The sequence below is a fragment of the Paraburkholderia ginsengiterrae genome (assembly GCF_001645125.1).
Classification (GTDB): Bacteria; Pseudomonadota; Gammaproteobacteria; order Burkholderiales; family Burkholderiaceae; genus Paraburkholderia; species Paraburkholderia ginsengiterrae.
Map to the genome: position 1 here is coordinate 62,020 of NZ_LXKA01000382.1, position 21,337 is coordinate 83,356.

Annotated in this window: 22 protein-coding genes; 11 read left to right on the forward strand and 11 right to left on the reverse strand. The window is 59.0% G+C overall.

Features of this window, described 5'->3' with window-relative positions; translation table 11 throughout:
* Positions 1 to 3 precede the first annotated feature (3 nt).
* The 4 genes from A6V37_RS36545 (at position 4) to A6V37_RS36560 (ending at position 4,890) form a co-directional block, all read left to right on the forward strand.
* The gene (locus A6V37_RS36545; RefSeq protein WP_064265098.1) at positions 4 to 1,638 is read left to right on the forward strand and encodes a bifunctional 3-(3-hydroxy-phenyl)propionate/3-hydroxycinnamic acid hydroxylase; all 1,635 of its coding nucleotides are present in this window, start codon (positions 4 to 6) and stop codon (positions 1,636 to 1,638) included.
* Positions 1,635 to 1,952, forward strand: coding sequence for an NIPSNAP family protein (locus tag A6V37_RS36550; RefSeq protein ID WP_064265099.1), 318 nt, complete (start codon positions 1,635 to 1,637; stop codon positions 1,950 to 1,952). Before A6V37_RS36545 ends, A6V37_RS36550 begins: the two co-directional genes overlap by 4 nt.
* Before the next feature lie 26 nt (positions 1,953 to 1,978).
* Positions 1,979 to 3,430 carry an NAD-dependent succinate-semialdehyde dehydrogenase gene (locus tag A6V37_RS36555; RefSeq protein ID WP_064265100.1) on the forward strand — a complete coding sequence of 484 codons (1,452 nt, stop codon included), beginning with the start codon at positions 1,979 to 1,981 and terminating at the stop codon, positions 3,428 to 3,430.
* A 284-nt stretch (positions 3,431 to 3,714) separates the two neighbouring features.
* Positions 3,715 to 4,890: a porin gene (locus A6V37_RS36560; RefSeq protein WP_064265101.1), complete on the forward strand. Its 1,176-nt coding sequence runs from the start codon at positions 3,715 to 3,717 to the stop codon at positions 4,888 to 4,890.
* A gap of 12 nt (positions 4,891 to 4,902) precedes the next feature.
* On the opposite strand, the gene A6V37_RS36565 is transcribed toward A6V37_RS36560, so the two are convergent.
* From A6V37_RS36565 to A6V37_RS36570, 3 genes are all read right to left on the reverse strand, one after another.
* A complete protein-coding gene (locus A6V37_RS36565) occupies positions 4,903 to 5,259 on the reverse strand; it encodes a BON domain-containing protein (protein WP_064265102.1) in 357 nt (118 codons plus the stop codon).
* 423 nt (positions 5,260 to 5,682) lie between these two features.
* Complete coding sequence (locus A6V37_RS39765) at positions 5,683 to 5,985, reverse strand: hypothetical protein (protein WP_075643622.1); 303 nt, start codon at positions 5,983 to 5,985, stop codon at positions 5,683 to 5,685.
* Positions 5,986 to 6,171: 186 nt separating this feature from the next.
* Positions 6,172 to 7,281 (reverse strand): saccharopine dehydrogenase family protein, encoded by a 1,110-nt coding sequence (locus A6V37_RS36570; protein WP_064265103.1) that lies wholly within the window; start codon positions 7,279 to 7,281, stop codon positions 6,172 to 6,174.
* 186 nt (positions 7,282 to 7,467) lie between these two features.
* Between A6V37_RS36570 and A6V37_RS36575 the strand changes: the two genes are divergently transcribed.
* A complete protein-coding gene (locus A6V37_RS36575) occupies positions 7,468 to 7,884 on the forward strand; it encodes a cupin domain-containing protein (RefSeq protein ID WP_165614389.1) in 417 nt (138 codons plus the stop codon).
* Between the two features lie 47 nt (positions 7,885 to 7,931).
* On the opposite strand, the gene A6V37_RS39770 is transcribed toward A6V37_RS36575, so the two are convergent.
* The 3 genes from A6V37_RS39770 to A6V37_RS41130 form a co-directional block, all read right to left on the reverse strand.
* A complete protein-coding gene (locus A6V37_RS39770; RefSeq protein WP_157447933.1) occupies positions 7,932 to 8,213 on the reverse strand; it encodes a hypothetical protein in 282 nt (93 codons plus the stop codon).
* 209 nt (positions 8,214 to 8,422) lie between these two features.
* On the reverse strand, positions 8,423 to 8,683 hold the full coding sequence (locus A6V37_RS36580) for a hypothetical protein (RefSeq protein WP_064265105.1): 261 nt from the start codon (positions 8,681 to 8,683) through the stop codon (positions 8,423 to 8,425).
* Positions 8,684 to 9,148: 465 nt separating this feature from the next.
* Complete coding sequence (locus A6V37_RS41130) at positions 9,149 to 9,337, reverse strand: DUF3563 family protein (RefSeq protein ID WP_242665696.1); 189 nt, start codon at positions 9,335 to 9,337, stop codon at positions 9,149 to 9,151.
* Between the two features lie 144 nt (positions 9,338 to 9,481).
* Between A6V37_RS41130 and A6V37_RS36585 the strand changes: the two genes are divergently transcribed.
* Complete coding sequence (locus A6V37_RS36585) at positions 9,482 to 10,384, forward strand: LysR family transcriptional regulator (protein WP_064265106.1); 903 nt, start codon at positions 9,482 to 9,484, stop codon at positions 10,382 to 10,384.
* A gap of 183 nt (positions 10,385 to 10,567) precedes the next feature.
* Here the strand turns inward: A6V37_RS36585 and A6V37_RS36590 are convergent, their stop codons facing one another.
* From A6V37_RS36590 to A6V37_RS36610, 4 genes are all read right to left on the reverse strand, one after another.
* Complete coding sequence (locus A6V37_RS36590; protein ID WP_242665697.1) at positions 10,568 to 11,941, reverse strand: MFS transporter; 1,374 nt, start codon at positions 11,939 to 11,941, stop codon at positions 10,568 to 10,570.
* 192 nt (positions 11,942 to 12,133) lie between these two features.
* Positions 12,134 to 12,535, reverse strand: a complete 402-nt coding sequence (locus tag A6V37_RS42695; RefSeq protein WP_064265107.1) for a hypothetical protein — start codon at positions 12,533 to 12,535, stop codon at positions 12,134 to 12,136.
* Between the two features lie 664 nt (positions 12,536 to 13,199).
* The gene (locus A6V37_RS36605) at positions 13,200 to 14,009 is read right to left on the reverse strand and encodes a creatininase (protein WP_064265109.1); all 810 of its coding nucleotides are present in this window, start codon (positions 14,007 to 14,009) and stop codon (positions 13,200 to 13,202) included.
* Positions 14,006 to 15,451: a purine-cytosine permease family protein gene (locus A6V37_RS36610; RefSeq protein WP_207547559.1), complete on the reverse strand. Its 1,446-nt coding sequence runs from the start codon at positions 15,449 to 15,451 to the stop codon at positions 14,006 to 14,008. Before A6V37_RS36610 ends, A6V37_RS36605 begins: the two co-directional genes overlap by 4 nt.
* 245 nt (positions 15,452 to 15,696) lie before the next feature.
* Between A6V37_RS36610 and A6V37_RS36615 the strand changes: the two genes are divergently transcribed.
* From A6V37_RS36615 to A6V37_RS36630, 4 genes are all read left to right on the forward strand, one after another.
* Entirely contained in the window at positions 15,697 to 16,344 is a 648-nt protein-coding gene (locus A6V37_RS36615) for an FMN-dependent NADH-azoreductase (RefSeq protein ID WP_064265111.1), read from the forward strand.
* 22 nt (positions 16,345 to 16,366) lie between these two features.
* Positions 16,367 to 17,725 (forward strand): amidase family protein, encoded by a 1,359-nt coding sequence (locus A6V37_RS36620; RefSeq protein ID WP_207547560.1) that lies wholly within the window; start codon positions 16,367 to 16,369, stop codon positions 17,723 to 17,725.
* 21 nt (positions 17,726 to 17,746) lie between these two features.
* A complete protein-coding gene (locus A6V37_RS36625) occupies positions 17,747 to 18,361 on the forward strand; it encodes a DUF1989 domain-containing protein (protein ID WP_064265112.1) in 615 nt (204 codons plus the stop codon).
* Between the two features lie 152 nt (positions 18,362 to 18,513).
* Entirely contained in the window at positions 18,514 to 19,431 is a 918-nt protein-coding gene (locus A6V37_RS36630) for a LysR family transcriptional regulator (RefSeq protein WP_064265113.1), read from the forward strand.
* Positions 19,432 to 19,560: 129 nt separating this feature from the next.
* Here A6V37_RS36630 and A6V37_RS36635 read toward each other — a convergent pair whose 3' ends face one another.
* Positions 19,561 to 20,451, reverse strand: a complete 891-nt coding sequence (locus A6V37_RS36635) for a LysR family transcriptional regulator (protein WP_064265114.1) — start codon at positions 20,449 to 20,451, stop codon at positions 19,561 to 19,563.
* Positions 20,452 to 20,662: 211 nt separating this feature from the next.
* Between A6V37_RS36635 and A6V37_RS36645 the strand changes: the two genes are divergently transcribed.
* Positions 20,663 to 21,316: a hypothetical protein gene (locus A6V37_RS36645; RefSeq protein WP_157447934.1), complete on the forward strand. Its 654-nt coding sequence runs from the start codon at positions 20,663 to 20,665 to the stop codon at positions 21,314 to 21,316.
* Positions 21,317 to 21,337: the final 21 nt, after the last annotated feature.

Consider the following 21,337-nt stretch of genomic DNA (forward strand, 5'->3'; position numbering starts at 1 on the left):
ATCATGGAAAAGATACACACCAGCGTGGCAATCGTCGGCGCCGGGCCGGTTGGCTGTACGGTTGCCAATTTGCTCGGCGTCTACGGCATCGAAACGATGCTGATCGATCGCAGTTTAGACGTTCTTCCATACCCTCGCGCGGTAGGCATGGATGACGAGGCGCTACGCGTCTTCCAAACCGCCGGTGTGGCCGATGCGCTTATCGACGACATCATCCAGAACGTGTCGTTGCGAATGTTTACCGCGAAGGGCGAGCCTTTCGCCGATATTCGCCCTGGGACGCGCGAGTTCGGATGGTATCGCCGCAACATCTTCATGCAGCAGCTCGCCGAGGCAACGCTACGTGAGCATCTGGCGAACTATCCCCACGTCGAGATGCGTCTTGGATCCGAGGTCAAATCCCTTCGGCAGGGGGCGCAGGGCGTGACGTTGGGCGTGACGGATCGCGACGGGGTGGCGCGCGAGATCGAGGCGCAGTATTGCGTCGCCGCCGATGGCGGCCGCAGTACGGTCCGAGATCTCGTCGGCGTGACATTGATCGGCAATACCCATCCAATCAAATGGCTCGTGGTGGACGTGCGCAACGCCGAGATGGACGCCCCCTATACAGCGTTGCATTGCGACCCGCGGCGGCCGAACGTATGCATTCATTTGCCCTTCGGCTACCGCCGCTGGGAATTTATGGTGTTTCCGCACGAAGATGCGGATCGCCTGGTCGAAGAATCATCGGTCAAATCCTTGATTGCACCGTACGTCTGGAATGTGGATCGTCTCGAAGTGGTGCGCGCACGAATCTATACACATCACTCCCGAGTGGCCGATCGTTTCATTGTCGGACGCACGTTATTCGCCGGCGACGCGGCACACCTCAGCCCACCCTGGATCGGTCAGGGATTGAATCTCGGCCTAAGAGATGCCGGCAACATTGCGTGGAAGCTTGCTGCCGTAGTCAATGGGCGGATGGATCCGTCGATTCTGACGAGCTACGAAGTCGAGCGACGCGATCACGCCAAGGCGATGATCGATCTCGCGGATACGTTCGGCCGGATTCTGATGCCGACGAGCAACGTCAAAGCATTTATTCGCGACGTGTTTTTCAAGTCGTTCGGTTCTCTTGGACCCGTGCGCGACTACGTGTTGCAGATGAAGTTCAAGCCGATGCCTCGCTATGACCGGGGACTCGTCGTCGAAGCTGCGGGCGACGCGCCTGATACGGCGGTCGGCCGCATGTTCATTCAACCGGACGTTGAAGTCGGCTTGCGGGAAAAGCGGAAATTGGACGACGTTTTAGGGCCGTGGTTCGCAATCGTTGGCTGGCGCACCGACCCCTATGAAGCACTCGATGCCGAAGGGCGAGCTTTTTGGACGTCTATGCAGGCCGTGTTCATCCGAGTTGAGCGGTCGCGCAGCGGTGCGTCACGTGCAGAGCGGATCAGTGGGTCTGCGACGACGATTTGTGTCGAAGATCTAGAAAATGCGCTGGAGCCTTGGTTTCGGCAACAAGGGCGGACGATTGCGGTCATTCGTCCGGATCGGTATGTTGCGGCCCTTGCCGATCGAGCGTCGTTTGCTGAAGTCACGCGTGCGTTCGCTGCGAAAGTGTGCTCGACAAGTCATGAATTGGAGGAGACGCTGTGATACTGGAAGAACGCAGGTACACCCTGGTCCCGGGTGGTATTTCGCAATATATCGCGCAGTACGGCGCACTTGGGCGCGAATCGCAGGAAAGGCATCTCGGCAAGATGGTGGGGTGCTTCCAGTCGGAAGTGGGAGAACTCAATCAACTTATTTTCCTGTGGCGCTACGAGAGCATGGCTGACCGCGAAACGCGTCGCGCGGCGCTCATGGCCGATGCGCGATTTGCGGAGTTCAGAAAGAGCGTGCGAGCGCTGCTAGTGCAGCAAAAAAACTGCATTCTCAATGCCGTCGTTTTTCCGGAGGCGACGCCGTGAGGGAAACGAACACGAAGACTGAGCCTATGCTGTTGGAAAATCCTGCTTTGCTGCGCAGCGGTGCATTCATCGGTGGCGAATGGCGAATGTCCGACGCGGGCGCTGTCATTACCGTGACGAATCCGGCCACCGGCGCGGTTGTCGGAACGGTGCCGCGATTCGGCGCGACGCAGACGCAGGAGGCGATTGCGGCAGCGGCGGACGCGGCGCGCGAGTGGCGCAGGACCCCGGCAAAGGTACGTGCTGGCATTCTGCGGCGCTGGTACGAGCTGATGCTCGAAAATGCCGGCGACCTGGCGAGGATCATGACGTCCGAACAGGGTAAACCGCTGAGCGAGGCCCTCGGCGAAGTACGTTATGCGGCTGCTTATCTCGAGTGGTACGCGGAGGAAGCGAAGCGCATCGATGGGAGCGTGATTGCAGGGCCGTCGGTGGACAAGCGAATCCTCGTCACCCGCGAGCCGGTAGGCGTTTGTGCTGCGATCACCCCGTGGAATTTTCCGCTCGCGATGATTACGCGAAAGGCGGGCCCCGCCTTGGCCGCAGGCTGTCCGATTGTGGTAAAGCCGGCATCGCAGACACCGTTGTCTGCATTGGCGCTCGCGTATCTAGCGGAGCGTGCCGACGTTCCGGCGGGCGTGTTTTCGGTCGTGACGGGCTCAGCCAGTGAAGTCGGGACGACGCTCGCGACTAGCCCTCTCGTGAAGAAGCTGTCCTTCACGGGGTCGACCGAGGTGGGTCGGATACTCATGGCGCAGGCTGGGTCGACGGTTAAAAAGGTGTCGATGGAATTGGGCGGGAATGCGCCGTTCATTGTCTTCGACGACGCCGACATCGATGCTGCGGTCGAAGGCGCTATCGCCAGCAAGTATAGAAATGCGGGGCAGACCTGCGTCTGTACGAATCGGTTCTATGTGCAGGATGCTGTGTACGACTTATTCGCGGAGCGGCTCTGCGCGGCAGTCGAGGTTCTGAAGGTCGGCAACGGCGCCGAGAATGGTGTGACGCAAGGACCGCTGATCGACCAGTCCGCTGTCGATAAGGTCATCGACCATATCGGAGACGCCTTGGAGAAAGGGGCTCGATTGTTGTGCGGTGGTACGTTGCACCCGCTCGGCGGAACTTTCTTCAAGCCGACGATATTGGCGGACGCGACCAGCGCAATGAAGATCGCGCATGAGGAGACATTTGGCCCGGTTGCGGCGCTTTTCCGGTTTGCATCGGAGAGCGAGGTGATCGAACTCGCCAACGATACGGAATATGGCCTGGCTAGCTATGTCTATAGCCGCGATCTCGGTCGGGTATTCCGCGTGTCGGAATCGCTCGAATACGGGATGGTCGGGGTCAACACCGGGCTGATCTCCAACGAGATGGCGCCATTCGGTGGAGTCAAGCAATCCGGCATGGGGCGGGAAGGTTCGAAGTTCGGAGTGGACGACTACACGACGCTGAAATACACGTGTATCGCAGGGCTGTAGACTCCTGGCGAAAACGTTGCATGACGGACTTTGCCCGTGAGCAGATTCCTCAGACGGAAGCATGTCAATTCAAGGGCTTGCAGCCTGTCCATTAGACTGATTTTATTCTCCCGGATCACCAGACGATTTGCGCGCATCTGCCCCGGCACAGCAAATAAACAACACTCCACAACGAAAATCTTGTGCGTCAAGAAAACGAGGAGCTATGCTCCCGCTCACACTCTCCTTGTTCGAGCGTGCGGAAGAAGTGTCCCAGCCGGCCCACCAATTACTGTGGATCGCTAATGAAAAAGATCATCTTCCCCACTGTCGCTGGCGCGCTTTTCGCTGCGGCGACTTCGTCAGCATTCGCACAGAGCTCGGTCACGCTGTACGGCATCGTCGATGAAGCCATCCGGTATCAGACGAATGCCGGTCCCGGCGGCAAGGACCAGGTCGCCATGACATCCGGCCCGGAAACCCACAGTCGTTGGGGCTTGAGGGGCAGTGAGGATCTCGGGGACGGCTGGTCCGCGATATTCCGCCTCGAAAACGGCTTCGAAGCCTTCAATGGGCAGCTACACGTTCCCGGCACACTGTTCAGTCGACAGGCTTTCGTAGGCCTGTCGAACAACACGTGGGGCTCGTTGACCTTCGGCAGGCAATACGCGCCGGCCTACGACACCTTGGGCGATATCTTCGATCCGCTGACCGTTGGCAACTACTGGCAAAACAGCTGGATGTATAACGGCATCGGCCCTTATCTCGAAGTCAACAACTCGATCAAGTACAAGGGCAGCTTCGATGGCCTCGCGATTGACGCCCTTTACGGCTTGAGCAACCAGCCGGGCGCGCTCGGGCTAGGCGCCACCTATGCCGCGGAACTGACGTACACGTATGGCCCTGCCATGCTCAACGCAGGCTACCAGCAGGTCTCCGTGCCGACATCTGCGGCCGGCTCTTCGGTCGGCACCAGTGTCGGCAGCGCAGTCAATGGCGCCAAGACCAACTTCCTGCACATCAGCGGCGCGTATCAGGTCACCCCTGACATTCGCCTGTTGGCCGGCTGGCTGCGGGGGCAGGACAAGACGGGTTTGACCGACAGCTACATGCAGCAATCTGGCGCGCCGACACTGAAGGGCGGCAGCCCCAACCGCATCGACAACACCTATTACGTCGGTGCGAACTGGCATGCCATCGCCCCGCTGCTTTTCACGTTCGCCTACTACTACGGGCAGACGCGCAATGCTGAACTGCTCGATGGTTCGCTCGGACGGGGCGTGAACCAGTCGGCTACCGTTCTCGCCGAATACTCGTTCACAAAACGCACGGAAATCTACGGGATCACTGACTTCGCGCGCGGCACCGGCGCCTTCTCCGCCGACTACCCGGGCGGCGTCAACGGCCAGGGCGTTCCGACCAACACGATTGGCCGGACCAATCAGGTCGGCGTGGCAATCGGACTTCGCACGATGTTCTAAAGACGCGCGTTTTTAGCCATTCCCACCGTGCCAAAGTGTCAGTTTGTTCGACACGACAAGCACCCCCGGGACGGTTCGCGCAATTTGCTCAGCCTGACGGATCTGATCGGCGCTATGCACCGTCCCGGTCAGAAACACCGCGCCGTCGCGCGCACGGACAAACACGCCCGCCGCATTGAAGCCAGGCGCCTGAGCCAGCGCTTGCCGGACAGCCTTCGACAGAGCGCGGTCGGACTGCGTCTCGGTATCGTGGCCCATCTCCTGTGACGGCCCCGACACGGTGTACGTTGGACCCGTTTGCACGCAAGCCGACAAAATCGCCGTCACCCCTGCAGCCGCCCACAGAGTCCGTACAGGTTTGCAGATCATGACCTTTGTCCGGTGGCAATTTGGGGCGCTTGCCAAAATGCTGTATGTCAGCACAGCATGTCGATTTGCGTGAACAGCCCGTCCACTGGCTGGGCTATTGCTCCCCATGGTCTGAATTATGGCGTGCCACTAAGGCTTGTTGAAATCGATTTTTCTCTTCGCCAGAAGCGCCTCCGACATAGGGCATTGGGGTGAGCACGATTTCGAATTCGTACATCCTCTCGTGTCTGATCCCGTCAATATCGGATAGATGCGCGCTCGCGCAGCATCGCTGCGGCTCAGCGAAACAACCCCAGCGGCCGATTCCCGAAAACGAAAACGCGCAGATAAATCTGCGCGTCTCAAGCGTTATTCCCTCAACAGACCACGGACGTCCAGGCACCACTCAATCGACGGCACGAGGCTGCAATCAATCCCGCCAATTTATGCGCCGCCAAAAAACACGGGCTTCATTCCATCATTCGGGTCAGGGCGAACAGAGCCTTGGATTTTATGTCCCAAGTGGGAGACGGCGGTGCCGAACGCACGCAGTTCACGATGGCTACCCGACGCCAAAGTACCGTCAGCAACCCCGCCAAAATCGGTCGCAGCGCCACTTGCTTGATACGCGCTAGTTTGTGTGGCCTGAACATTGGTCGGAGCGACCGCTTCGTTCGATTGGGCAAAGGATGAGACAGCCGGAATAGCGAGAGCAGTTGCGACGATGAGCGATTGAACGAGTTTCATGATGCTTACCTCCAGACTTCGTTTGTCCGCAAACGCCCGTTTGCGTTTCAGTGCTTGCAGTCTAGGCTGCGGCCTGTTCGCAATTAAGTACTTGCAAAACAAAACAATGTTGTAGAAATAAGTACAAACCCTTAGACGCAAACATCGCGCACGCGGCAGCTTGCGTGCGCTCCATATCTGGAATCGTCACCCAGCGCGTTCGATCACTTCCGTCCGTATGCCCCATCGCGCAAACTCTGGTGCGAACTCGTGCAAGCTCAGCAAACCCGGACTGGTCTGTGCACCGATCGGGAATGCATCGCCGCCCGCCAGCCTCCGAGCTAATAAAATTGCCGCCATGCAAGGGACTTCCGGACCGTAGTTGTCGCCTACGGTCAGGTGCCATTCGACGCACAGCGGTTGCCCTTGAAGTGATCGTCCATCGAGCCGGATGACCATGCCGCCAAGTCCTGAGCCGAAGCGATCGAACCACGTCCCGATGCCATGCACTAATGGCGCCAGCAGGCTTGCGCGTGGGAGCAGTCGCTTGTGTCGCGCCCATGCAATCAAAGCGAATACGCGCTGCGTCAGTGCTACTTCAAGCGCCGCACGAAACATGACGGTGGTCACACCCGCATAGCGACGCGGGAACAACTCCAGGTCCGGAACGTCGCACAATGCCGCCAACCGCGGTGTCAAGTGTGCAAATTGGACACGTGTCGGGCGTGCCCAACCCACCTGCTGCACCCATCCACCCGCTTGCCACACCGGGACCGCCTCGCCGCAGTATGACAACACGGCGGCCAGCGTCGCTTTGCCTCGTGGGGCATGCTGTGCCGGTGCGATACACATATCGATCGAGGAAAGTTCGTCGAAACGATTGCGCAGATCGTCGACGACGGCCGCCGAGAGCGAAGACAGCGTACTCACGCCGCTAATGGCCGTGCGTCTAGCGGCTTTGAACTGCGCATCCAATGCGTCGGGGAAATCGCAGACGAACCGGCGGCCATCCGCAAGGTCAACATAGTGCGCGCCGCACTCTGCAACCGTTCGTGCAATATCGTAGCCTTGCCCTTGAAACGGCCCTGCCGTATGGATTACCAGACCTGGTTTGATGTCGCCGAGTCGCTGGCCAAAATCGGTTGCGCCGGTATCAAGCGCTATTGCGGGGACGCTTCCGGCCAAGGTTGCCGCGAACGCAGTTGCTCGCGCCTCGCTTCGCCCGGCAATCACGAGTTCTATTTCCGCATTGCCAGCAAGCGCGCGGCAAATGCGTGCACCGAAGTTGCCGTAGCCACCAAGCACGACGACTCGCATAGGCTATCGCTCCATTTGTTGTGTTCGAAACGTGTGAAAGAGTCCCTGCCGTCAGCCTTGCTCAGCAACATCCAATGCGGCAACAACAGCTGATTCGCACAAGGTTTGTTAAAGTCATCGCGAATGGAAGCCGAAACCAGGTTTGCCGGCATTCGCTGCCGAGTATTATCTTGAATGGAGAAGACATTGAAAACGACTACCTGTTTGACTGTCGTAGCTGTCGCCTTGGGCTCGGCTGTCTGCCTACCTTGTGCCGCGCAAGAGTCGGGAACCGTCAAGCCTCAAATACTTCTTCAGCAAATGGTCGAAGGCATGCCGAAAGGGGAAAAACAGGAACTTCGCGTTTTGACAGCGAGTTTCAAACCCGGCGATAAAACCGTTTTTCATACGCACAGGTTTCCGGTGACTGTTTATGTGCTGGAGGGTACCTTCACTTTAGAGATGGAAGACATGGCGCCCGTCACCGTCACTCAAGGTCAGGCAATGGTGGAGCCGCCGCACGTGAAGATGACCGGTTATAACCGAAGCACCAGCGAGTCCCTCCGTGTCGTTGTCTTTTACGCCAGCGACCTGGACACACCGTTTCTTGATCCATTGCATTGATCTCGTCGGAAAGTACGGCGATCTGTTGTCGTACTCCTGATACATGCCTATTGAACCGAGCGGTATCCTTGGCCGTGCAATTGCCGGTACACCCAGCCGCTGCCATGGCGTGCGCAGCAGACGTTTTTCGTCACGAACAGTAGCAAAGCCGCAGTCAGAAAGGCCGGATGGTCGAAACAGCCGAGGAGACCGGCAGCAGCATCGGCCGCGGCCATCCGTCCCCCTTGAATGACCAGTCCTTCGGAATATGCCCACAGGGTGCCGAATATTAAGGCAGACCAGTTGAATCCGCGCTTGACCCGTCGCTCGGGCATTGTCGGGTGGATCATTAGAGACGATGTCATGGTGCATGCCGGACGAGAGCGAGGATATATCGTTTATCGTCCTGAAAACGACGTTCTTTAGCCGGCCGGCACGCTCCCACTCTCCATGCCTTCTCTCCAAGCGTTGCGCTGCATGAGAGGGCGCCCATGTATAACAGTTCACATGCGCGATGACGCACTCCGTATGAACGGCGGCTCGATAATCATCGACAGCACTAGAAAGCGGGACCGACTACTGACATTGAGTAACGTCCAACGTTCACCCCAGCAATCTGCCGGGACTGGCCGCCATTCCGTCTGACGGTGTTCATCGCCGCCTGCTTTTGAACATTGGAATCAAAGGACTGATACGTTGGATCTGCGTGAACCAGCTGGGCCCTCACGTCTCCGTTCACCGCCGGCGGCGTCGATTGCGCGAAGGAAGATACGGCCGGCATCAGGATCGATGCTGCAACGATAATCTGAATGAGCTTCATCACGGTTCCTTTATGAGGTGGTCCGCAAGCACCGGCTTGCGGATCTATTTGACCCAGTATAGGTTCACTAATGCGCACGATTGGCGCAGACAAAGCAATTCATTGTTGTCGGCTTATGTGCGTATGAAGAATTCCCCGCTGGCGCGATGCGAATGAGCTAACCAATATTCCGTTCAAGTTTGAGTGATCGGCCAGCTCGCGACGCCTGATGTCGCTAGTGGCTAGTCGCTAGCCGATGAGGTCGATTAGGTGCGGTTGTTTTCAAACCGTGTGCGCACCGTCGGAGTACTCGAGTGCCAGTCCGCGTCTACCATCGGAGACGATAAACGACCCGTTGCGGACGGCCGCAGCCTCATCGCGCGAATGGCAGCTTGCGGATTACGACAGACGGCAAAAATCGTCGGTGACCGCAAGGATTGACGCAGCACGATCTTTGGTCCTCTGAGGGCGGAGGCATTAAATCAGTCAGCAGCAGCTTTCCAGCGAGCGCATGCGCCGTTCGAGTTCGGCAAGATCTCGCGCGCCCGCCAGGTACTCGTCATTGCGGTGTTGTTCGGCGCGCTCAAACCAGCGGCTAATCCGTGTGAGAAGGAAGGCAAACATAATAATCTCCAAAAGTTGCTTACCAGTGACGCAGTTGACCAGACGCGGCACTACGCATGCGCCTCGCGGCTGTTCCCTGACTCTGTTAGACGATTCAATCGTAGGCTGCAAATATGCTTACGTATACTTATCGTTTCTTATGTAATACATTAGGAAATTTATTGAATCAGCACGATTTTCCCGGAGACACATACCTTGGAAGTCGGTCGACTGCGCGCGCTCCTGGAGCTGGCGCGATGTGGCACGATGGCTGCCGCCGCTGAGGCTCTGTCCCTGACGTCCTCAGCGGTGTCGCAGCAGATCGCACAACTGGAAGAAGAAGCCGGCGTCAAGCTTACGGAGCGTATCGGCCGCGGAGTCAGGCTTACTCCGGCGGGCCACGCGCTGGTGGCGCACGCCGAGCGGCTAATGGTCGTGATGGACGAGGCTCGCTCAGAAATGGCAGAGCTTCGGCGCGAGATAGCTGGCGAACTGCGCGTCGCCGCGTTTCCGTCGGTCGCGTCGGTGGTGCTCCCCGACACGGTCAAGGCGCTGCGGCACACGTATCCGCGCCTGGAGATCGTCATCGAAGAACTGGAGGCGATTGACGGGGTGGCGGCACTGCGATCCTGGAGAACGGACATCGCCTTGATTGACGATCTCTCAATCGTCGCGGGCGATAATCGGGAACACGTCACGGTTGTACCGCTGGCCGAGGATGTGTGGTACGTGACAGTCTCGACTGACCACCCGCTGAGCAAAAAACCGTCGATTAGCTTGGCCGATCTCAGGGACGAAACCTGGGCAATGGAATCGAGGAGGGGGCCTTTCGGCAGCTTCGTCGCCGATTTATGCCGCCGCGCCGGATTTGAGCCTCGGACCAACGCCAAATGCCGTGGATCCGAGATGGTCGAAGCGATGGTGGCCTCCGGGTGCTCGGTGTCAGTCGCCCCCGGACTCAGGATGCTACGCTCGCCGCGCGGCGTGGCATGGGTAAAGCTGAGGCCCGAGGTTCGCCGCAAGATCTACGTCGCTTATCGCCGCGGCGAGCGCAACCATCCCATGGTCAAAGTGTTCGTCGATGAGATCGTCCGGACGGCATCGAGACTCCTCAGTTAGCCAAATCGCGATGATCGCGCCGCCAGGCGTCCGGTACTCGAATGGAGCCGACATTCAGGTGTCCGTCTTAACGCTGGGCGCAAAGACCGACATTGGCCGAACTCTGCCTCACGCGATGCTAATATGCGACGCGTACTTCGAGTGCTTTGAACGACAGCCCGCGATCCCTTGAAGCGTCGCGATCTACGTAGCCCGTTTCGACTCGCGCACCGTGAGTGATTCGAATGCATGGGGATATTCGTGACGAAACCAGTCTTTCACCTGATCGTGGTTAAGCGCAAAGAATTCGCGCGATCGCGGAATCAGGACGAAACCAAAAGCGAGCAGACAAGTGGCGAGGCCGAAGCATGTATAGACCTTGCCGACCGCCCAATGCGTGAGCGCCGCGCCTGCGATCATCGGCCCGAGAATGCTCGCAATCTGCGTGGTCATCATGCTGGCAGCGAGAATGCGTACGCGGAAATTCTGCGGAATAGCCAATGAACGGTGAGTCGCGCCAACGAGTCCCATTGAAGCATTGGCGAAACCCACGCATGCAAGCGCCGATACGAGAGCGATGGGTGAGTGGACCCAGCCCGAAGCAGCAAGTGCCAATCCTTCGCACATAGCGGCCCCTACCCGCACATTGAATCGGCCGAAACGATTAACTAGTGCATCAGAACCACGAAAGCTTCCGAGTAGTAGACCTATGGATAAGGCCGCTTCGCAAACGCCTAGCCAAAGACCCGACATCCCGAGTGATTGAACTTTGAGCGGGATCAGCATGCCGACTGCGGGCCCTTGGAATATCCAGACGAGGAAGTTTACAAGTGTCCAGCCGCGCTCTAACGGTACGATCCATTTAGCATGCAGTCCGGTGCGCAGGTCTGTCCACCAACCGGCTAGACCGCGATGGTGTTCTCGATGTTGAGATTGCGAGGGAAGCTGCAAAGTCACATAAGCAGCGACGCCGAGCAGTATGCCGTTGATCCAAAATGTCGCGGCGATACCGCCCAGGACTAATGTCACGCCAGCCAATGCTGGACCTAAAGCACGGCCAGCAGCTTGCATCGACTTACGAAAACGAAGCGCTTCGGCCAAACGATTCGCCGGAAGAAGTTCGGCCGAAATGGTGGAGCTGGCAGGATCAACGAAAGCTTTTGCTATGACGGTGACCACGCCTATGCAGATGATGGGCACAAGTCGGTAGTCGGACCGCGAAGCGAGCGTAGCGAGGGTAAAGGCGACGACCATCAGGGTGCATAAACCCCATGCAATCTGCGGTCTCTTTGCATAGCGATCCCCGAGTGGCGAAAGCAGCGGCATTGCAAAAATCGTGGTGATTGCGATGCTTACGCTGTAGATCGCCAAGTCATGCGCGCCACCGCGGTGAACGATCCACCAAGGGAGCGTGATATAGCCAACCATTTCTGCCAGGATCCGCATCAGATCGCTGAGAAGCAGACTGGCAAGAGGGGCGCCGATTGAGTTTATGCGAGCTTTGATTTCCCGAAACACCGTCTTCCCCGTTGAGTTCGCTGACGCTACCACAGCACTTTTCTCGCCGTTCAGACGCATGTCGCCAGAGGCTGACGTTTCTTTAATGGACGCCGTACACGGGCGATTCGTGACTGGCGATGATTCGGAAATCGATTGTCAGCAATTCACGGAGGTATGTCGAGCATCCCTTCATGGCCGCACTGCGTCACCACCACAACACGGACACCGCATTGTGCGCGCCCAGAACGTCTCAGACAGTAAGCGGAACGACTATCGGAAAACGCGTGCCCATGCGGCCCGAACTCGCCGCGCGCGATCTTCAAGGAGATACGAGGCGGCCAGTGCGAACAAACCCGAAACAACACCCGTCGCGACGTGCTCGATCACGGGGATGTGGTAGTGACTCTTGTGTGAGTAAGCGTCGCCCAACGTTGTCAGGCACCCGAGGATCAGGGCATTGCCATATCGATGCCCGTAGAGTTTCGAAGCCGGCGTAAAGGTCAAGAGTACAGCCAGAAGTCCGGTGAACAGTCCTGTCCGCAGTGCGATCGTCCAGTGCACAAGGCTTATGACGTTGCCCCAGCTCCCCGGCATGCAGGTCATGCATGCGCTGGTGGGTTGCCAGAAACGCTGAACAAACAGCCTCACGCGGTGCTTCCACTCATTTGACATTAGGAATTCCCCATCGACGCCGCTGTCACGTATACCACCACTCGACGTTTCGCCGGAGCTGCTGTCAGGCTTGTTTCTGTCTCCTGGCGAGACTCAAACAGGTGCGGAGAACGTGCTCGCGTCCGAGCCCAATCGATAATTTATCCACGCTGGAATACTACACCGCGGCGGGTGCGACGCCGTTGGGAAGTGAACGGGAGCTCGCAGATGAAGACTTTGCCCGGACTCGACCCGAAGGGGACACTCAATATTTCCCAAAGCTGCCATTCAGATCGATGACAGCGCACCGCTAGCACGGGTCGCGCCGAGCACGAATGGCCTGCCACTCGTTCCGATTGATGGCGAGGACTGTCGTAGTCCACTACAGCCCCTTGAATTTTCGATCTTGGACACGTTCCGACTTCTGAAGCGCTCCCCGATGCGGCTTGCAGACAAATTCAGCCACCTCGGGAGACCCGCAACCCGTTGTCATTGATTGACGCGGCGCGATCCTGAGCCGGCAGACCTCGCTGTCAATGCGAAACAGGCCCGCGATCATGGGATGCGCGAGCCTGTTTGCTAACACGGACATCCTCTGTTGCCAGATTCCTGGTGGCTTCACCCGGCTCTCGGCTAGGCGTTTTTTTGCGGACGTGGCGGTCACGTCAGCTGGTTTCGGTCGTCGTCAATCGACGACCTGCGGCTGCAGTGACGTCACATGCACATGACCGGGCAGTCCGAATTCTTGACGCACGGCCGTCGCGATCCCATCGACCACATCCGTCACCAGCAAACGCCCTTTCTCGCTGCTCGAATCCTTCGCAGATGACAGCACGCCGCTCGACGGAACCCACGCCGTGCGCGCCGGGTACATATCGTAGGTCGGGAATTTCGCCGGGCCGTGCTCCGGGATACTCTCGAGCGATACCAGTTGCGGATGATAGTGAAGCATCATCGACGTCTCGATCACGGCGGCATGTTCGAGCGCAATGCCGGGAAACCCGTCCGGGAAAATCGCGTCGAGCGTTTCCTTGCGACAGAACTCCCAGTGCTCGACACGCATGACTTCCATCCCGCTGTTGTCACCGATGTCGCGCATCGCGAGTTCGATACCCTCGGTCACGAACCACTGGTTTTCAAAATGCCCGACGACGATCACAAGACGCCTGACACCGTGACGGTGAAACTCCCGCACCGCATCACGAATCATTCCGCTCAACGTCGCGCCGTCGACACTCGTAGTGCCGCAGAAATGCTGACCACCGCCGCTCCTCGGTTGTGATTTATAGCCGTATGAAATCGCCGGCGCTACGACGCCACCGACCTCACGGGCCGCGTCCTCGCAAATCGCGCTCGCCAGCAACGCATCAGTTCCAAGAGGAAGATGAGGTCCGTGCTGTTCCGTCGCGCCGCAAGGAAGAAATACGACCGATCCGGCCTTGACCCGCTGCTCGTATTCGAGCCAACTGATGTTGTCCATACGCACGCTGTTCATGTCGAACTCCTGTTATCGGCGAGCGGCGTCTGTTCCGACCGGACGTCGCGCCGCGCAAGATGAAAAAGGTAGTAGCTCCCGCCGCCCGCGCCGAGCCCGGCGAGCCATGAGAGATCGATACCTCCCAGCGCCATCGCGATGGGTCCCTGCATCGATTCGATACTGCCGATCTGAAAGAGCCAGGCTGCGATCACGCCCAACGCCAACGCCGCAATGCCGGACCACTTGACGTCTCCGCAGCCACTCACCGAGTGGTGACAGTAAAGCGCATCGACTTCGATCCGGCCGCGACGGACCAGAAAGAAATCAACGAGCACGATGCCGGCCCACGGCGCGATCCACACGACAAAGAAGACCATCAGATCCTCGAAAGTGCTCGCAAACGCGCCTGAATGCAGGAACAGATAAAGGATAAGGAGGCCGACAATGCCGGACGCGACGGAGACGACCCAGCGCGGAACGCGCAGATCCAGCGACAGCGTCGCGAGCGCCGCCGAATAAATGACGACGATATTTGTCGCGATCGGGCCGTGGACAAGTACGAGCAGAACAGGCAAAGCCATCGCACCGAACACGGCAATGATGAGTTGGGCGGGATCGGCGCCGCTTCCTGCCGACGCGATCGCCGCGCCCAGAAAAGCCAGCCAGACGGTCGGAACGAACATGCCGAGCGAGGTCGCGCGAAATACCTGCTGGCTGCTCAACGTCAGCTTCGTGAAGCGTGTGTAGTCCGATGCATAGACGAGCCACGAAATACCCCATCCGATGCCGATCGCGGTCATCAGCTTGCTCATCGCGGAGAGCTTCCCGACACCTTGGGCGGTTGAAACGTGCCAGTGAATATCAACGTGCGTGAAGGCAAGCACGGTCATCACGACCATGATGACCAGGACGAACGGCATCGTGTAACGCTCGAAATACCGGATCGCGTGAAAGCCCCATGTCGCGATGCCCAACTGGATCAGCATGACCGCGATCGCAATGACATATTTGAGTTCGATGCCGCCGCTTATGCCCATGCGCTCAAGCGCCGCCACGGCAAGATCCAGAACAATCCATGTGTTGATCGCCACCCAACCCATCGGCATCAACACCTGCATGAGCGTGGGCAGCCATGCGCCGCGCCGGCCGAACGCCAGCCTCGACAGCACCATTTGCGGAACGCCCGAGCGATGTCCGATCACGCACATCGCGCCGAACAATGCACAACCCAGCACGTTGCCGATCACGATCACCGCCAGCGTCTCGACGAGACTCAGCCCCAGTTGGATGCCGATTGCCCCCAGCACCCAATTGATTGGTGCGACGTTCGCACCGGCCCAGATCCAGAACTGGTCCAGCTGTCCGGATGTTCTGCTTTCATCCGGCACGGGCTCTATACCGTGCATGTCGTATGCGGTGCTGGTGTCCGCATGCGCTTGCGCCATCTGATCGTTTGACACTACCGTCTCCTCCTGGGGTCACGACTCGGAATCTCTGAGTGCGGATTTAAGCGGAGACAAATTAACGGCGAAATCGATGAATTCTCAACATGGGTTGAGAAAAATGTGACATCCGCCACGTGCCCGGCGCGGTTGAATTTTTCTCAACATACAGGAAAAATTCATCAATCGCGCTGACGAAAGCATCATGGCTAAATCGGTGTTCCTGTTCTTCAAGTTTCAGATAGCCAAGGAATGCACACGCGATGACTACCCTTCTGCACATCGATGCCAGCGCGCGCAATGGCCGCTCCCTCAGCCGCAAGCTCTCGGGCGCCTTCATCGACGCCTGGACGCAGCTCGAGCCCGCTGCAAAGATCATTACCCGTGACGTCGGGGCCAATCCGCCCCCCATCATCACGGAGGATTGGATCGCTGCCGTCTTCACGCCTGACGAGAACGTCACGCCGGAACAACGCGAGACATTGCGTCTGTCCGACGAACTGATCGACGAGCTCGACCGCGCAGACCTGATCGTGATCGGCACGCCAATGTATAACTATGGGATGCCGGCAGCTCTCAAGTCGTGGTTCGACAAGGTCATCCGGATCGGCAAGACGTTCACGTTCGATCTCGCACGTGGAGACTTTCCGCTGGAGCCAGTCATGAGCGGCAAGAAGCTCGTCATTCTGAGTTCGCACGGCGAATTTGGATTCGGCCCTGGCGGCGTGCGCGAAAAGATGAATCACCTGGAGACCCACATCCTGACCTGCGCGCACTATCTGGGTGTCGAAGAAAGCCACGCGATCAGCATCAGCTACCAGGAGTTCGGCGACGCACGACATGAGGCGTCGGTGGCGGACGCGTTCGCTGCGGTACCGGTGCTGGCCCGTCAACTGGCTGGCGCTCGCTAGACTTCGTTACGACGCGATCGTCATGCACACCGATCTGACGATGACCGGGACGGCGTTAGGGCTGCACGATGGCAGCATCGAAGCGGTCGAGCTGGTCAGCACATCGATCAGTAAATCGCGCGCGGCGCGCCATGTCTTCATCTCGTTCATAGAAGGTGCGCACGACGACGCCGTGGAAGCGGCCCGCAGACGCAGCCTGGGCGCGCCGCTTGGCCGGCTCGATGGCATTCCGTTCGCCGTGAAAGACATGATCGACGTGGCAGGCAGCATAACGACGGCTGGAACGATCACACGGATCGAATCACCGCCGGCATCCCGGGACGCCGCCGTGATTGCCGCGATGCGGGCAGCAGGGATGATTCCGGTCGGCAAGACGAATCTGAGCGAATTCGCCTTCTCGGGGCTTGGGCTCAATCCGCACTTCGGCACGCCAACCGCGGACTTCCACACTTCAGCGCCACGTGCACCCGGCGGTTCGTCTTCCGGGTCAGCGATCGCGGTGCAACACGGCCTCGTGACAGCGGCAATCGGAACCGATACCGCCGGCTCGATCCGCGTGCCGGCTGCGTTCAACGGACTGGTCGGCTTTCGCGCATCGACCCGCCGCTACGACATGGGCGGCATCCATCCGCTCGCCGTCACACTCGATACCCTCGGGCCGCTCGCCCGTACCGTCGAAGACTGTGTGCTCCTCGACCGCGCGATGCGCGGCTGCGCGGATATTGGCGTGTGTGCCGCACCGCTGGAGCGCGTCCGGTTCGTCGTCGATTCGTCGGTGCTCGAGGACTCGGCGCTCCAGTCAGACGTCGCGCGCAATCTACGCAATGTCGTGACGCGGTTGCGTCAATGCGGTGTGCGCGTGGAAGAGCGCCCCGTCCAAGCATTCATGCGCACGCGCGAGCTGATCGCGACACAGGGCTGGCTCGGCGCCATAGAGGCGTGGTCGCTGCTTCGGGAAGTCGTCGAAGGCGAGCGCGGCGATCAGCTTGATCGTCGTGTTCGCAGCAGACTGCTGGCTGCCAGAGACATCGATCGGTACGCGGAAAACCGCATCCTAACCTTGCGCGCCGAACTGATGCTGAACATGCTGCACGAACTCGGCGACGCTGTGCTGGTCACGCCGACGGTCAAACATGTCGCGCCTTCGCTTGCCGCGCTCGAGGCCGATGATCGTTTGTTTGCCGCGATCAATCTCGAGACCCTTTCGCTGACGATGCCAGGAAGTCTCCTTGATATGCCAGGTGTTGCCATGCCGTCGGGCGTCGATCGACAGGGTCTGCCTACATCAGTACTTTTTTCCGCGCCGCAGGGGCACGACGATCGGCTCCTGCGCACCTGTCTCGCGGTCGAGTCAGTGTTGCGGGCGCGGCCGGTCCAATAAAATTTCCGTGGAGAACAGCTAATGAATACGACATCCCCTGGTCCTGACAGTGCGCCCATGCGTATTCCCGCGCGCAGCGGGGTGGCGGTCCAGCTCGCCAAAGGCATGACCATCAAGGTGATCAATACACACGGTCATCAGGTAGTCGATACGTGGGCGTTCAATCAGGATGACATCGGCGAATCGATGTCGATGGAGCATAGCCGTACGTCGATGCTGAAGCTCGTGCCGAAGGTGGGCGATACACTGCTCACGAACCATCGGCGCGCTATCCTGACGCTGGTCGAAGACACGACGCCAGGCGTGCACGACACGCTGATCGCAGCCTGCGACAGGCATCGTTACGCACAGCTGGGCGTGGTCGGCTACCATGACAACTGCACCGACAACCTCGCCGCTGCGCTCGCAAGACTCGGCCTGAAGCCGCAAGAAACGCCCTGTCCGCTGAACCTGTTCATGAATGTGCCGGTGCGCGGGAACGGTCAACTGGGATTCGCGCAGCCAGTCAGTCAGGCCGGCCAGTACGTCGCATTGCGCGCGGAAATGGATCTCATCATCGTAATGTCGGCCTGCCCGCAGGATGTCACAGCGGTCAATGGGATGATGCCGACTGACGCGCATTATTCGATCATCTGAATCCGCTTTTGGCACGCAGCCCGCTCCGCAGCGGGCCGGTGTTCGCGCGATGACGACGAAACGGCGGCGGCGAGCCCAGCTGGTGCGCGCGGCCGGTTACGGTAAAATGCATTCACCCTAACCGGCCGACTTCCGGATGAAGGTATTTCGCCATGCGTAAGTTGCCACCGCTCAATTCAATCCGCGCATTCGAGGCCGCAGCCCGGCATCAAAGCTTCACAGCAGCCGCGGCTGAACTGTCCGTGACCATCACGGCAGTGAGCCATCAGATCCGGCAACTCGAAGCACGCATTGGCCACAAACTTTTCGAAAGAACGGGTCGTGCGGTCACGCTCACGCCAGTGGGCAAGACGATTTACCCGCTCCTAAGAGACGGCTTCGACCAAATCGCTCAGGCGTTCGAGGTCGTCAATACTCGCACAAACGAAGACTCGATCCAGATCTCGGCCACCCGCGCATTCGCGGAGCGCTGGTTGATGCCCAGGCTGTCGCAGTTCAATGCCATCCACCCGGACATCATGGTGCATATCCACGGCTCGGAGAAAGCCGTCGATCTGCGCGCCGAAGACATCGACGTCGCTATTCGGTATGGACCCGTCGATACGGATCAACAGGATTCCGTGATTCTGGAGGACTGCTATATCGCGGTCGCCGATCGGGGTATTTGTCCTGAAGACCGTATCCCGACGATCGAGGACTTCCGCAAACGCCCGCTACTCGCCTACAAGTGGGAAAACCGCGCGCTGAATGCCCCGGACTGGTCCGCGTGGCTCGCGCTCGTCGAACACAATCAAAGCGTCGATTTCCGAATTTCCTGGTATAGCGAAGAAATGCTCGCGCTCTACGCCGCGGAGTGTGGTCTTGGGCCGTTGATGTGCAGTAACGTGTTGATCGACGAAGAACTACGCACTGGCCGCCTGTGCCGGATCGAAGGCCCCTGCCTGCCGGGTTTCTCGTATCGCCTCGTGGAGACGACCTCGACGCGCCCCAAGAAAGGTCTTCGCCCTTTCACGACATGGCTGCGTGAAGAGGCCCGCTTGTTTCGCGATAGGTCTGCGGTGACCGGATAAGTGTTCGAACGGTTTTGCCACATTGGCGAGCCATGCGGCGATGACATTGATCGCCGGCATATCTGTCATGGATCCTGGCCGAGGCGAGAGTCTCGGCGGCTTGTCCTCGGATATGGAACAGTACAAAAATTATTTACCAAGTTCGCCTATAACTGCCGAAATGAAGCTCTTTAGTTTCGGCGTCTGTCGGCGATCAGGATGATAGATAAGGTGAATTGGACGTGACGGGGTTTCATAGTCAGGCAGCACTTTGACAAGACGTCCAGAGCGCAAGCTTTCTCCGACCAGGTCCTCCGCGATGAAAGCGACGCCGAAGCCGTTCAAAGCTGCGACGAGAAGCGCCTTGGCGTCATTTACTCGCAAGCGATGCTTCACGTCGATCTGGTAGTTTTCATCACCGCGCACAAAGCGCCACTCACTGACGGCGGGGGCTGACGTCGAGGCGTACACCAGGCATTCGTGAGTCTCGAGATCGGTCGGCACCGCGGGAACGCCTCTCTCGCGCAGATAATCGGGTGATGCGCAGGCAACCAGGCGAAAGGGCGCGAGCTCGCGAGCAATAAAGCTGGAGTCGACTAGCGGGCCGACACGGAACACGGCCTCGAACTCCTCCTCGACCAAGTCAACGAAGCGGTCACTGAGCACGAGATCGACTTCTACCGTGGGATATTGCCTCAAATAGCGCGCGATGACCGGCGTCAACCTGTGCGTGCCAAACGATACGGGCGCATTGACGCGCAAGCGCCCGCGGGGTGCTCCCTTGGCCTCGTCAGCGAGGGAATCCGCCCAGTCCGCATCCGCCAAAACCAGCTTGCAACGATCGTAATATGCCTTGCCGATATCCGTCAGGCTCTGGCGGCGCGTCGTCCGGTTGAGCAACCGCGTGCCCAAACGGCTTTCGAGCCAGGTCACGTGTTTGGCGATCATCTGAGGCGACATGTTCAGAGCGCTAGCTGCTGTGGCGAAGGAACCGACCTCCACTGTTTTAACGAAGGCGGCCATGCTGGCGAGGCGATCCATTCCCTACTCCTGGTGGCGACACCCTTGTCGAGACCAGTCTTTATACCTGAGTTGGAGGTCAATAGTATCTTGCATATAGGCCCCTGGGGCCGCTACGAGAAAGGCTCTTGTCATGACCAAAATCGGGATCATCGGATCAGCCAGCCTAAACATAGCAAGCGGCCGGTACGCCCGAGGCCGATCCTCCACGGGCAAGCGCGGGAACGTCATTATGTTGAAACGTCGTCATTTCCTTGGAGCAGCATTCGGCTCGGTCCTCATTCCCGGGCTGGCGGCAGCGCAGACACAAACAGCCAGGACAGGAGGCTCTGGCCAGCTCGGGCTCATGCCCTTGGCCGCGACCTCCGCCGCCGAACGTCTGAATGAACTTGGTCCGGAAAATGCCGCCATGGCGGCATACGCGGGTTTGTGGGACGTCACCGAGACAGTATGGGATAAGCCAGGTGGCACTCCGGTCACGACAACCGGACTCGTCGCTGAACGCCGCATGATCGGGTCCTACCTGCAGGAGTTCATCCGTCCGGCTTCGGATACTTCTAGCCACGACATCAAGCGCATTGACTACCTGAGTTTCCAACGCGTGGAAGGCCGGTGGAAATACGTGTCGATAGAGATGCGAGCGCCGGTTGGCATCATGCCCGCCTACAGTTTCGACCGCGGCGACGCGGCGGGCGTCGTGCTCGTCCACGAACCGTTCGCGATTGCGGGCGGTGGGTCCGAAGTGGCGGGGCAGATGCTGCGCATGAACACGGTCATCACCCGCGACGGCCCGGACCGTGACGTCAAGAACCAGCACTTCATATTGTCTGACGGCGCCGGAACGGTCTGGCTCGCACACCGTTACGCCTATACACGCAGGGGCTGACGCTGAAGCCCAAATCGCCCT

Coding starts and splice junctions, on each gene's coding strand:
- A6V37_RS36565 (WP_064265102.1), bottom strand. CDS start 5,259: ATGATCTGCAAACCTGTACGGACTCTGTGGGCGGCTGCAGGGGTGACG.
- A6V37_RS36630 (WP_064265113.1), top strand. CDS start 18,514: ATGCGTAAGTTGCCACCGCTCAATTCAATCCGCGCATTCGAGGCCGCA.
- A6V37_RS36605 (WP_064265109.1), bottom strand. CDS start 14,009: ATGAACAGCGTGCGTATGGACAACATCAGTTGGCTCGAATACGAGCAG.
- A6V37_RS42695 (WP_064265107.1), bottom strand. CDS start 12,535: ATGTCAAATGAGTGGAAGCACCGCGTGAGGCTGTTTGTTCAGCGTTTC.
- A6V37_RS36560 (WP_064265101.1), top strand. CDS start 3,715: ATGAAAAAGATCATCTTCCCCACTGTCGCTGGCGCGCTTTTCGCTGCG.
- A6V37_RS36625 (WP_064265112.1), top strand. CDS start 17,747: ATGAATACGACATCCCCTGGTCCTGACAGTGCGCCCATGCGTATTCCC.
- A6V37_RS36590 (WP_242665697.1), bottom strand. CDS start 11,941: ATGCGTCTGAACGGCGAGAAAAGTGCTGTGGTAGCGTCAGCGAACTCA.
- A6V37_RS36545 (WP_064265098.1), top strand. CDS start 4: ATGGAAAAGATACACACCAGCGTGGCAATCGTCGGCGCCGGGCCGGTT.
- A6V37_RS36570 (WP_064265103.1), bottom strand. CDS start 7,281: ATGCGAGTCGTCGTGCTTGGTGGCTACGGCAACTTCGGTGCACGCATT.
- A6V37_RS39770 (WP_157447933.1), bottom strand. CDS start 8,213: ATGATCCACCCGACAATGCCCGAGCGACGGGTCAAGCGCGGATTCAAC.
- A6V37_RS36555 (WP_064265100.1), top strand. CDS start 1,979: ATGCTGTTGGAAAATCCTGCTTTGCTGCGCAGCGGTGCATTCATCGGT.
- A6V37_RS36645 (WP_157447934.1), top strand. CDS start 20,663: ATGTTGAAACGTCGTCATTTCCTTGGAGCAGCATTCGGCTCGGTCCTC.
- A6V37_RS36615 (WP_064265111.1), top strand. CDS start 15,697: ATGACTACCCTTCTGCACATCGATGCCAGCGCGCGCAATGGCCGCTCC.
- A6V37_RS39765 (WP_075643622.1), bottom strand. CDS start 5,985: ATGAAACTCGTTCAATCGCTCATCGTCGCAACTGCTCTCGCTATTCCG.
- A6V37_RS36635 (WP_064265114.1), bottom strand. CDS start 20,451: ATGGATCGCCTCGCCAGCATGGCCGCCTTCGTTAAAACAGTGGAGGTC.
- A6V37_RS36580 (WP_064265105.1), bottom strand. CDS start 8,683: ATGAAGCTCATTCAGATTATCGTTGCAGCATCGATCCTGATGCCGGCC.
- A6V37_RS36620 (WP_207547560.1), top strand. CDS start 16,367: ATGCACACCGATCTGACGATGACCGGGACGGCGTTAGGGCTGCACGAT.